This window comes from Clostridium sp., assembly GCF_036639235.1.
Classification (GTDB): Bacteria; Bacillota; Clostridia; order Clostridiales; family Caloramatoraceae; genus Clostridium_AB.
In genome coordinates, this window is record NZ_JAVWJB010000046.1 from 1 (window position 1) to 12174 (window position 12174).

Here is a 12174-nt window from a genome sequence, read left to right on the forward strand (position 1 = left end):
TAGAATAACTAACCTTAAAAACGTTAATAATAAATAAAAAAGGTTCAAGCTAAGCCTTAGTTCAGGCTGTTGGCCAAGCAACAGCCTGTCATGAAAAACATGTTTTTCATGAGATTTGCCAAGGGGTGCTAAAGCTACTGCGTGCCGCTAAAGCGTCACTTGACCCCTTAATAGGTATGATCAGCGGCGGCGCAGGTCCCCCTTGATCATGGATTAGAAGTTTATAATTAGAACTCAAGCATGGCTTGAGTTCTTTTGTTGTATGTATTATTTTACATTTAATTCGGCAAGGAATATTTTACATATATTAATAGGTTTGTGTACTTTAACTTAAAGGAGTTTAAATAACATAGGGTATTTGACAAAATTTATGAATTTGATTTGTTATTATGTCAAAAAATATACAATCCTACTTGTATATGTAGGTTATTTATTATAAAATAATTAGTTGAGTAGGTTAGGAGGTCGTTGGTATGAAGATAGCATTAGGATCAGATCATGGTGGATTTAACTTGAAGAAGTTAATAATTGAGCACCTTGAATCTAAGGGGATAGAATTTGAAGATTTAGGATGTCACTCACTAGAGTCATGTGACTATCCAGTATACGGATATAAGGTTGCAAAGGCAGTTGCAAACAAGGAGTTTGATTTTGGAATATTAGTTTGTGGTACAGGTATTGGTATATCTATAGCAGCTAACAAGGTTCCAGGAATTAGAGCTGCCCATTGTACAGATTCATTTACGGCAAGAGCAACTCGCCAGCATAACAACTCAAACATTCTTGCACTTGGTGAGAGAATTACAGGGCCATCAATAGCTCTAGACATTGTTGACGCTTTCTTAGAAACGAGCTTTGAAGGTGGAAGACATGAGAAAAGAGTTAATATGATAGATGACATTGAAAAAGAATACTTAAAGTAAAATTTTAAAATGCAGGGGGCTAATATGAATAAAGTAGTAGTTACAGATCATCCATTAATTCAGCATAAGCTTTCAATTATGAAGATGAAAGAGACTGGTTCAAAGGATTTTAGAGAGATTCTTGAAGAAATCTCAATGCTTATGTGTTACGAAGTTACAAGAAACTTCCCACTAGAAGAAGTTGAAATTGAAACTCCACTATGTAAGAGTAAGACAATGATGCTAACAGGTAAGAAGGTTGCAATAGTACCTATACTTAGAGCAGGTCTTGGAATGGTAGATGGAATGCTTAGAATAGTACCAGTTGCTAAAATTGGACATATAGGTCTATACAGAGACCCAGAAACTCTTAAGCCAGTAGAATACTACTGTAAGCTTCCAAGTGATATATCAGAGAGAGAAATAATAGTTACAGATCCAATGCTAGCTACAGGTGGTTCAGCAGCAGATGCTGTTACTCTACTTAAGCAAAGAGGGGCTAAGAATATTAAGCTTATGTGTCTACTAGCTGCACCAGAAGGAATCAAAGCATTCCATGAAGTACACCCAGAAGTAGACCTATACGTTGCTCACATAGACGAATACCTAAATGACCACGGTTATATAGTACCAGGTCTTGGTGATGCTGGAGATAGAATCTTTGGTACAAAGTAGACCAGACTGGGACAGCTATTTCATTGAAATAGCTAATGTGGTTAAGAAACGTTCAACTTGCTTAAGACGCCAAATAGGAGCTGTAATAGTTAAGGAAAATAGAATACTAACAACAGGTTACAATGGTGTTCCACCGAATATTGAACACTGTGATACTAGAGGTTGTTTAAGACAAAAACTTAATATTCCATCAGGACAAAACCATGAGCTTTGTCGTGCACTACATGCTGAGCAAAATGCAATTACTCAAGCTGCGAAAAACGGTATATCAATAGATGGTGCAACTATCTATATTACTGCACAGCCTTGTATAATATGTACTAAGCTTATTATGGGATCGGGAATATCAAGGGTAGTATATGAGGGAGAGTATCCAGATGAACTTTCACTTCAGATGCTAGAAGAATCACATATTCAAGTTGAAAAGATTAAGTCTACTAATTAATATAGTAGTATGAAATATAAAAGGATAGGTTTTTGCCTATCCTCAGGCTGTTGACAAAGTCAACAGCCTGTCATGAAAAACAGGTTTTTCATGAGGTTTGCCAAGGGGTGCTAAAGCTACAGAAGGCGCTAAAGCGTCACTTGACCCCTTGAGAGGTATGGTCGGCGGCGGCACAGGTCCCCCTTGACCATGAATTTGAATTTTTTTATAAGACAAACCAATATTTTTTTAAATATTGGTTTGTTAACAATTTAAGGATAGGCTTTTGCCTATCCTTTTGTTTGTAGGGGGAAGGGGACTAAAGAAACTTAAAGATGAAAACCTTTTCTAATGTATAAAATATGTATAAATAAGGAAGAATCTCTACTAAAGCCCTGCAATTTTGAATAGTAGGTGTAAATAATAATGTATTATGTTAAAATAGTAAGGTATAACATTATACCAATCTAATGGGTGAGGGAGTGAAATTTGTGGCAACAACGATGTTTGTGTTATTCTTATGCGCAGTAATAATTTCATTTGCAGCCACTCCTCTAGTTAAGAAGCTAGCCTACAAGGTGAATGCTATAGACGTTCCACGGGACGATAGAAGAGTACATAAAACGCCAATACCAAGACTAGGTGGTCTTGCTATATATATATCCTTTACTATTTGTACACTTATGGTACTAGGTAGCGATCCTCATACTATTGGGGTTCTTATTGGAGGAACACTTATTACTTTAATAGGGATATATGATGATATTAAGCCACTTAAGGCTATATACAAATTAATATTTCAAGTTATAGCAGCAATTATACTTATAGGATTCGGAATGACAATAGATACGGTTAGTGTTCCATTTGATTCAACAGGGAATATGGTGGATATTAGATTTATAACCATTCCAGTTACTATACTTTGGGTTGTTGGCATTACTAATGCCTTTAATCTTATTGATGGACTTGATGGGCTTTCATGTGGTATAGGACTTATATCATGTTTAACATTATTTGGAGTGTCATTTATAGGTGGCAGATACACAGCTATGGTATTAACACTGGTTCTTGCAGGTGCTTGTCTTGGGTTTTTACCATACAATTTTAACCCTGCTAAGATATTTATGGGAGACACAGGAAGTCAGCTTATAGGATTCCTACTTGCGGCAATATCAATAGAAGGAGCTATTAAGTCAGCAACTGTTGTGGTTGTTGCAGTTCCAATATTAGCACTAGGATTACCTATATACGATACCCTATTTGCAATTATTAGGCGGAAGATTAATAATCGGCCTATTATGGAGGCAGATAAGGGACATTTTCATCACAGACTATTAGACCTTGGGCTTTCCCAGCGTCAAGTTGTATACATAATGTATGTAATAAGTTCAATACTTGGACTTTCATCTATAATAGCAATGATAGTTAGCCCAAAACAGTCCTTTGCATTATTAGTAATTGTTTGTGGGTTAATACTAGCATTTGCAGTAGAAATGAACATATTAGGCAAAAACAAAAGTAATAAATAAAGAGAGGTGTTAACTTTGACTAATAAGATTAAGGTTATGACCATTTTCGGAACAAGACCTGAAGCCATAAAAATGGCTCCATTAGTTAAGGAATTAGAAAGTAGAGAGGATATAGAGTCTATTGTATGTGTTACTGCACAGCATAGAGAGATGCTAGATCAGGTTTTAGAGCTATTTGAGATAACTCCTGATTTCGACCTTGATATTATGAAGGAAAGACAAAGTCTTACTGGAATAACTAACAGGGTTTTAAGTGGACTTGATGAGACTTTTCAAAGTGCTAAGCCAGACATGGTACTTGTACATGGAGATACGACAACTACATTTGCAGGTGCACTAGCTGCATTTTATAACCAAATTAAGATTGGACATGTAGAAGCTGGGCTTAGAACATTTAATAAGTACTTTCCATTTCCAGAGGAAGCAAATAGAAAGCTTACAGGTGCAATAGCAGATCTACACTTTGCTCCTACTAAGATTAGTCAAGGTAACCTACTAAGAGAGGCGGTACCAGCAGAAGATATTTTTGTTACAGGTAATACTGTAATTGATGCTATGGCTAAGACTGTTGAGAAAGACTACGTTTTCCAAACAGATATACTTAACAAAATAGACTTCGAAAACAAAAAAGTTATAATGGTAACTGCACATAGAAGAGAAAACTGGGGACAGCCACTTGAGAATATATGCAATGCTCTTAAGGAAGTTGTTACAACTAGAGAAGATGTAGAGATTGTATATCTTGTACACCTTAACCCAGTTGTTAAGAATGTAGTGGAAAGCATTTTAGGTAATGTTGATAGAGTACACTTACTATCACCACTAGATACTAAGGAAACACATAATCTTATGAATAGAAGCTACATGGTAGCAACAGATTCAGGTGGACTTCAAGAGGAAGCACCACATCTTGGACTTCCAGTACTTGTTCTTCGTGATGTAACAGAAAGACCAGAGGCAGTAGCTGCTGGAACTGTTAAGGTTGTAGGAACAGTAAAGGAAGATATTACACGTGAGGCACTAGACCTTATAGACAACAAGTCAAGTTATGAAGCAATGGCTAATGCGGTTAACCCATACGGTGATGGATTAGCATCAAAGAGGATAGTAGACACTATACTTTATTATTTTGGTAAAACATCAGAAAAGCCAAATCAACTTATCTAATTTAGAATAGAATTCACAAAAAAGCATAATATAATCATTGGAATATAAGATAAAGCGGCATGGATAATGCCTCTTTATCTAAATTTATATACACCATTTAATATTAATATATTGAAATTATATTACCGTTAAATGTATAATTATATATAAAATTCAATATTAACTTAAATTTTATATTGATAATTATCCTTAATTTTGTATAGAATAGGCATAAATGATAATTAAGGATGTGTTTTACATAATTATTAAGAATACAAAAAATACTATTGTATTTACTCTAATATTTATGAATTTTTGTAATATATTAATATAATATTTCAAAAGCAATACCAAAAACCATAAACAAATTATTAAAATTTAACAGAAATCTAATACTATATGCTTGAATTGAACGACTATTTTAAATTTTTCAAATCATGATATAATGGAAAAAATATTAGAAAAAACGAGGATATGAGAGATAATCCCTTAAAACGACGAGGGAGCTTATCTAAAAATTAAAAACTTACTTTAAAATTTACACTTAAAGTGATAAAATCAAAATATCATATTCAAGTATTGTTATTTTTTTAATTTACAATTAATATTTTTATTAGAAATTACATATAAAACATACATTAATTTACATAGAATGTCGATAACTCTTTTAAAGCAATTAACGCAATATAATTTTTCAATAGAAACATGGAGCTGAATAATGAATTCAAATACATTAGATTTTATAACCACACAAACCAAAATTTTCATAATAGTTTCTATATTTATTGGAGTACCAGTATCACTAATCTTTGGGCTTAATATGGGACTCTATTATTATTGCGGTTTTTTAATAGGTTTAATTAATTTTATTGTACTAGCGATAGGTTCAGACATAATATTAGACAATGCAGCAAATGGAGGAGGAAGAGGAAAGTCGAAACAGACCTTTTTCTTTGGATTTAGATATGTTGTTGTAGCACTACTATTAGTTGGATTTATTAAGTTTTTTAATGCAAATGTGTTTGCCCTAGTTTCTGGGCTGTTAACAATACACATAGCTCTTGTAATACCAGTTATTAAAGAGCATTTTGAGAAAAGAAAGGAGGGTTAACGTGGGTGACTTTGCTTTACAAATATCTAATATAAACTTTACTCTGTTTGGACATGAATTTAGTATTTCATGGGCAACACAGGTACAGTGGGGTATTATGATTGTTGTGGCGGCGCTTGTATTAGTTTTAACTAGAAGACTTGAAACTGTACCTAAGGGTAAACAGGTTTTAGTTGAGAAGTTAGTTGATACTATTTATGGAGTTGTAGAAAACACCATGGGTAAGTCATACAGATCATTTGCACCGTACATAGGAACTATTATGATATTTATTTTATTCATGAACCTTACACCGCTATTTGGTGGTATTAAGGCACCTACTTATGACTTTGGTGTAACACTAGCTCTTGCAATTATGACCTTTGTTCTTATACAGGCAACTGCTATTAAGAGAACAGGGTTTGGACACTACCTTAAGGCATTTGGTAGTCCGAAAGCATTTTTACTACCGCTTAACATAGTTGAGAGAGTATTCGTACCAGTATCACTGAGTCTACGACTTTTTGGTAATATTACCGCCGCTGTAATTATTATGGAACTTATCTATCATGGACTTGAATATGTTTCAGGTGCACTATTAGGTGGAATTCCATTACTGGCAGCAGTAATACCTATACCATTCCACATGTACTTCGATATATTCGACGGTACACTACAGATGATCATTTTCTCAATGTTAACAATGATATTTATAAAAACAACAACTGAACATTAAAGGAGGAAGAAATAATGGATTTAGTACAAGGACTTATGGCAATTGGAGCAGGTATTGCTATTTTAGGAGCTCTAGGAGCAGGAATTGGGGTTGGTATCGCAACAGGTAAAGCATGTGAGGCAGTTGCAAGACAACCAGAAGCTAAGGGAGAAGTTACAAGTACACTTATCGTTGGTGCTGCACTTTCAGAAGCAACAGCTATCTACGGATTACTAGTTGCAATCCTTATCATATTCGTAATGTAATAAGAGAGTTTTATTTTGGCTTGCTAGTAGGGGTATTCCAATTACGCAAGCCTTATTAGAATCAGGAGGAGGCAGAACATGGATATAGGTGTTGGCATTAATGTTACCCTTGAGACCTTCGTCTTAACTATAGTTAATGTTCTTATACTATATTGGTTCTTAAGAAAGTTCCTTTTTGAAAAGGTATCAACTTTTATGGCAAACAGAGCGAATGCTATTGAAAGTGATATTAAGGAGGCTAAGGATGATAAATCCAGTGCCAAGGAACTAAAGCTTAAGTACGAGGCTCAAATGGAAACAGCTGAAGTTGAAGGCAAGAAAATTGTTGAAGAATACAAGGCTAAAGCTAATAAGCTTTCAGATGAAATGATAGAAGAAGCTAAGAAAGAAGCTGCTCTTGTTAGAGAAAGAGCTAAGGCAGATGCAGAGAGAGAAATGGATAAGGCTAAAGACGAGATCAAGAAGCAAATTATCGCACTTTCAATGCTTGCTGCTGCAAAGTCAATGGGTGGACAGTTAGACGAAACTAAACATCGTGACCTTATTCAAGAGTTTATTGATAAGGTAGGGGTATAATCATGCAAGAAATTGCTGCAAAAAGATATGCCCATGCCCTATTTGAGGCTGGTGTTGATTCAGACAAACTGGATATTTTCCTAGATCAACTTGGACTTGTTTCAGTTGTATACAAGGAAAACAAAGACCTTAGTGTGTTTTTAGACCACCCAACAATTAGTATTGAGGAAAAAATCTCAGTCATTAAAAACATATTCAAAGGCAACTGTGACGAAGAGGTATTAAAGCTTATTGTTCTTTTAATGCAACATGGTAGAATTAATGAGGTTTCACTTGTTTATGCTGGATATAAGAAATTATATCAAGAACACAAGGGAATCAAGGTAGCCTATGCTACAACTGCAATTGCAATGACAGAAGATGAGATTAAGAGCCTTGAGTCAAAACTTTCAGCTAAGTATAACCTTAAGGTTATAGTTGAGAATTTAGTAGATGAAAGCATAATTGGAGGGGTATACCTTAAGATAGACGACGAGGTAATCGACGGAACTATTAAGGGTAGCCTTGAGAAGATACAAAAAGAAGTAATGAAACAAGGTGGCGAGGTGAGAGCATGAGTATAAGACCTGATGAAATAAGTTCAATAATCAAGTCACAGATAGCGAACTACGAGAGCAAGCTTGAATCTGTTGACACAGGTACAGTTATCAATATTGGTGACGGTATCGCTAGAGTTTACGGTCTTGAAAAGTGCATGGCAGGAGAGCTTTTAGAATTCCCAGGAGAAGTTCTAGGAATGGCTCTAAACCTTGAAGAAGATAATGTAGGTGCCGTGCTATTTGGATCAGATACAGGAATCAAAGAAGGAGACATAGTTAAGAGAACTGGAAGAGTAGTTGAAGTTCCAGTTGGAGAAGCTATGATCGGAAGAGTAGTTAACTCACTTGGGCAAGCAATCGATGGTAAGGGTCCTATTAACACTGATAAGACTAGACCAGTAGAAGTAGTAGCTCCAGGGGTTATCTACAGAAAATCAGTTAACGTACCACTACAAACTGGTATTAAGGCTATTGACTCAATGACTCCAATCGGTCGTGGTCAAAGAGAGCTTATTATCGGTGATAGACAAACTGGTAAAACTGCAGTTGCTATAGACACAATCATCAACCAAAAGGGTAAAGATTGTATTTGTGTTTATGTTGCTATCGGACAGAAGCAATCAACTGTTGCACACATAGTTAATACACTTGAAGAGCATGGAGCAATGGACTTCTCAATCGTAGTTTCAGCAGCAGCATCAGAAACTGCACCGATTCAGTACCTTGCACCATTTGCTGGGGTAACTATGGCAGAAGAGTTCATGTATTCTGGAAAGGACGTTCTTATAGTATATGATGACCTTTCAAAGCACGCTGTTGCTTACAGAACAATGTCACTTCTACTTAGAAGACCACCAGGACGTGAAGCATTCCCAGGGGATGTATTCTATCTTCACTCAAGACTACTAGAAAGATCAGCAAGAGTTTCAGAGGAACTAGGTGGAGGTTCAATTACAGCCTTACCTATAATCGAAACACTAGCTGGAGACGTTACTGCGTACATACCAACTAACGTTATCTCAATCACTGACGGACAGATATTCCTTGAGTCAGATCTATTCTTCTCAGGGGTTAGACCAGCTATAAACGCAGGTATTTCAGTATCTCGTGTTGGTGGTTCAGCTCAGATTAAGGCAATGAAGCAGGTTTCAGGTTCACTAAGACTTGAGCTTGCACAATATAGAGAACTTGCGGCATTCGCTCAGTTCGGTTCAGACCTAGATAAGGACTCAAAGGAAAGAATCGAAAAGGGACAAAGACTTATTGAGGTACTTAAGCAGGACCAATATAAGCCAATGCCAGTAGAAGAGCAAATAGTTATACTATATGCTGCTGTTAATAACTTCCTTAACGATATCGAAGTTCCAGAGGTTAAGAGATTTGAGAAGGAATTCCTTGAGTACGTAAGAACTCACAAGGGAGAAGTTCTTGAAGCTATTATCACTAAGAAGGAACTAAACGACGAAATTAAGGGAATGCTTAATAGCGTAATTGAAGAATTTAAAAAGATCTTTAAATAAGGCAACAAGGAGGTGTTACCTTGGCTGGAGCAGGATTACTTGATTTAAAGCGTAGAATAAAATCTGTAACTAGCACCCGTAAGATAACAAAGGCTATGGGACTTGTTGCCACAGCAAAGTTTAAGAAACTTAGAGAAAGAGCAGAAGGTACTACTCCATACTTTGATAAGTTTGATGAAGTTATAAAGGAGCTTGCACTATCATCAGAAGTTGCATCTTCAGTATACTTTAACGGAGTAGAAGGTAAGAAGGACATTTATGTTGTTCTAAGTTCTGACTCAGGTCTTTGTGGAGGATACAACACAAATGTACTTTCACAAACACTATCAGCTGTTAAGGGGAAAGAAGTTTCACTTATAACAGTTGGTCAGAAGGCTAGAGCATTTTTCTCAAGTAGAAACTTTGATACGATGGCAGAGTTTGTTGATCTTGGACCAACACCTTCATACAAAGATTGTGTTGATATAATAAGACCTGCAATAAACGCCTTTGAACAGGGTGAAGCATCAAGTGTACATGTAGTTTACACTAAGTTCCATTCACCAGTTAAGCAAACAGTAGAATTTGTAAAAGTTCTACCAATGGAAAGAGTTGAAGGGGCTAAGGGCCGTGAAATGGTATTTGAACCTTCAGCTGCTGAAATATTTGATTATATCGTACCTAAATATATAAGTACTACAATGTTCTATGCAACAGTTAACTCAATTGCAAGTGAGTATAGCAGTAGAATGACTGCTATGGACAATGCATCTAAGAATGCTGATGAGCTTATTGATAAGCTTAAGCTTCAGTTTAACAGAGCTAGACAAAGTAGTATAACTCAAGAAATCACGGAAATCGTTGGTGGAGCAGAAGCTCTTAACGACTAAGGAGGGAGAACATGGCACAGAATGTGGGTAAAGTAATTCAGGTAATCGGACCTGTTATAGACGTAAAGTTTGAAGATGGCCAGCTTCCTGAAATATATAACGCTGTTAAAGTAGAAATTGGAAACAAGGAAATAGTAACAGAAGTAATGCAACATATCGGTGACGACGTTGTTAGAACTGTTAGTATGGAAGCTACTGAAGGTGTTGTAAGAGGAATGAAGGCTGTTGACACAGGAGCGCCAATATCAGTTCCAGTTGGAGAGGCTACACTTGGAAGACTTTTCAACGTACTTGGAGATGCTATAGATAATGCTGGAGATGTAGGAGCTAAGGAAGTATATCCTATTCATAGAAAAGCTCCATCATTTGACGAACAATCAGTTGCACCTGAAATGTTCGAAACAGGAATCAAGGTAGTTGACCTACTTGCACCATACCAAAGAGGAGGAAAAATCGGTCTATTTGGTGGTGCAGGAGTTGGTAAGACAGTTCTTATTCAGGAGCTTATTAACAACATCGCAAAGCAACACGGTGGACTTTCAGTTTTCACAGGTGTTGGTGAGAGAACAAGAGAAGGTAACGACCTTTACTACGAAATGAAGGAATCAGGAGTTATCGATAAGACAGCTCTAGTATTCGGACAGATGAATGAGCCACCTGGAGCGAGAATGAGAGTTGCGCTTACAGGTCTTACTATGGCTGAATACTTTAGAGATCAAGGTCAAGACGTACTTCTATTCATAGACAATATATTCAGATTCTCACAGGCAGGTTCAGAGGTTTCAGCCCTACTAGGAAGAATACCTTCAGCGGTTGGATACCAACCAACACTTGCTACTGAGATGGGTGCACTACAAGAGAGAATCACAACTACTAAGAATGGTTCAATCACATCAGTTCAAGCTGTTTACGTTCCGGCGGACGACTTAACTGACCCAGCACCAGCAACAACATTTACATTCCTTGATGCAACAACAGTTCTTTCAAGATCAATCTCAGAGCTAGGTATTTACCCAGCGGTTGATCCACTAGAGTCAAGTTCAAGAATTCTTGACCCTAGAATAGTTGGAGAAGAACACTATGAAGTTGCTCAAAGAGTTAAGAACATACTACAAAGATACAAAGAACTTCAAGATATTATTGCAATACTTGGTATTGACGAACTATCAGAAGAAGATAAGCTTGTAGTATCAAGAGCTAGAAAGATTCAAAGATTCCTATCTCAGCCATTTAACGTTGCTGAGCAGTTTACAGGAATGGCTGGTAAGTATGTTCCTATTAAGGAAACTATCAGAGGATTCAAAGAGATACTTGATGGAAAGCACGACGATATTCCAGAGGGAGCATTCCTATTTGCTGGAGCTATCGAAGAAGTATTAGAAAAAGCTAAAGCTATGGCTTAATCTAGGGGTGATATAATGGCTACATTTGAAATGGAAATTGTAACTCCTGAGAAGAAGTTCTTCAAGGGACAAATAGAGTCTATAAATTTTATGACTCTAGATGGTAAAGCTCAAATCCTAGCAAATCACATACCTTATGTTACAGGATTAAAGCCTGCAGTTGTTAAGATAGTAGAGAACGGTCATGATAAGTACTTTAGTATGTCAGGTGGATTTATACAATTCGCTGATAACAAGGGTACTATCCTAGCAGACTCAGCAGAGTGGCCACAGGAAATTGACCTTCAAAGAGCAAAAGATGCACATGATAGAGCCGAGAAGAGAATTCAGGCTAAAGAAGAGAATGTTGACATAGCTAGAGCAAAACTTGCTCTACTTCGTGCAGCAGCTAGAATCAATGCATCAGAATTTAACAAGTAAAACTAATGACCATAACAATAATGTTATGGTCATTTTTTTTATATCTTTTCTATATTTGCTCCTATTCCTTGAAGCTTACTTACTATGTCTACATATCCTC

Annotated in this window: 14 protein-coding genes; all 14 read left to right on the forward strand. The window is 36.3% G+C overall.

What is annotated here, in order from left to right:
• Window positions 1-473: 473 nt before the first annotated feature.
• The 14 genes from rpiB to atpC all read left to right on the forward strand — a co-directional run bounded on the left by rpiB (window position 474) and on the right by atpC (window position 12074).
• On the forward strand, window positions 474-923 hold the full coding sequence (rpiB, locus tag RR539_RS09230; RefSeq protein ID WP_332474386.1) for a ribose 5-phosphate isomerase B: 450 nt from the start codon (window positions 474-476) through the stop codon (window positions 921-923).
• 24 nt (window positions 924-947) lie between these two features.
• Window positions 948-1577 carry a uracil phosphoribosyltransferase gene (upp, locus tag RR539_RS09235; RefSeq protein ID WP_332474385.1) on the forward strand — a complete coding sequence of 210 codons (630 nt, stop codon included), beginning with the start codon at window positions 948-950 and terminating at the stop codon, window positions 1575-1577.
• Window positions 1564-2022 (forward strand): deoxycytidylate deaminase, encoded by a 459-nt coding sequence (locus tag RR539_RS09240; RefSeq protein WP_332474384.1) that lies wholly within the window; start codon window positions 1564-1566, stop codon window positions 2020-2022. Before upp ends, RR539_RS09240 begins: the two co-directional genes overlap by 14 nt.
• Window positions 2023-2504: 482 nt before the next feature.
• On the forward strand, window positions 2505-3530 hold the full coding sequence (locus RR539_RS09245; protein WP_332474388.1) for a glycosyltransferase family 4 protein: 1026 nt from the start codon (window positions 2505-2507) through the stop codon (window positions 3528-3530).
• A 36-nt stretch (window positions 3531-3566) separates the two neighbouring features.
• Window positions 3567-4697: a non-hydrolyzing UDP-N-acetylglucosamine 2-epimerase gene (gene wecB, locus RR539_RS09250; RefSeq protein ID WP_332474387.1), complete on the forward strand. Its 1131-nt coding sequence runs from the start codon at window positions 3567-3569 to the stop codon at window positions 4695-4697.
• Between the two features lie 697 nt (window positions 4698-5394).
• Window positions 5395-5787: a hypothetical protein gene (locus RR539_RS09255; protein ID WP_332474383.1), complete on the forward strand. Its 393-nt coding sequence runs from the start codon at window positions 5395-5397 to the stop codon at window positions 5785-5787.
• A 1-nt stretch (window position 5788) separates the two neighbouring features.
• Window positions 5789-6502, forward strand: coding sequence for a F0F1 ATP synthase subunit A (locus RR539_RS09260; RefSeq protein WP_332474382.1), 714 nt, complete (start codon window positions 5789-5791; stop codon window positions 6500-6502).
• A gap of 14 nt (window positions 6503-6516) precedes the next feature.
• Window positions 6517-6747, forward strand: a complete 231-nt coding sequence (gene atpE / locus RR539_RS09265) for an ATP synthase F0 subunit C (RefSeq protein WP_332474381.1) — start codon at window positions 6517-6519, stop codon at window positions 6745-6747.
• 78 nt (window positions 6748-6825) lie between these two features.
• The gene (locus RR539_RS09270) at window positions 6826-7323 is read left to right on the forward strand and encodes a F0F1 ATP synthase subunit B (RefSeq protein ID WP_332474380.1); all 498 of its coding nucleotides are present in this window, start codon (window positions 6826-6828) and stop codon (window positions 7321-7323) included.
• Between the two features lie 2 nt (window positions 7324-7325).
• Window positions 7326-7880, forward strand: a complete 555-nt coding sequence (locus RR539_RS09275) for a F0F1 ATP synthase subunit delta (protein ID WP_332474379.1) — start codon at window positions 7326-7328, stop codon at window positions 7878-7880.
• The gene (gene atpA / locus RR539_RS09280; protein ID WP_332474378.1) at window positions 7877-9382 is read left to right on the forward strand and encodes a F0F1 ATP synthase subunit alpha; all 1506 of its coding nucleotides are present in this window, start codon (window positions 7877-7879) and stop codon (window positions 9380-9382) included. Before RR539_RS09275 ends, atpA begins: the two co-directional genes overlap by 4 nt.
• Before the next feature lie 20 nt (window positions 9383-9402).
• The gene (gene atpG, locus RR539_RS09285; protein ID WP_332474377.1) at window positions 9403-10251 is read left to right on the forward strand and encodes an ATP synthase F1 subunit gamma; all 849 of its coding nucleotides are present in this window, start codon (window positions 9403-9405) and stop codon (window positions 10249-10251) included.
• Between the two features lie 11 nt (window positions 10252-10262).
• Window positions 10263-11654 carry a F0F1 ATP synthase subunit beta gene (gene atpD / locus RR539_RS09290; protein ID WP_332474376.1) on the forward strand — a complete coding sequence of 464 codons (1392 nt, stop codon included), beginning with the start codon at window positions 10263-10265 and terminating at the stop codon, window positions 11652-11654.
• Window positions 11655-11669: 15 nt separating this feature from the next.
• The gene (atpC, locus tag RR539_RS09295) at window positions 11670-12074 is read left to right on the forward strand and encodes an ATP synthase F1 subunit epsilon (protein ID WP_332500363.1); all 405 of its coding nucleotides are present in this window, start codon (window positions 11670-11672) and stop codon (window positions 12072-12074) included.
• Window positions 12075-12174: the final 100 nt, after the last annotated feature.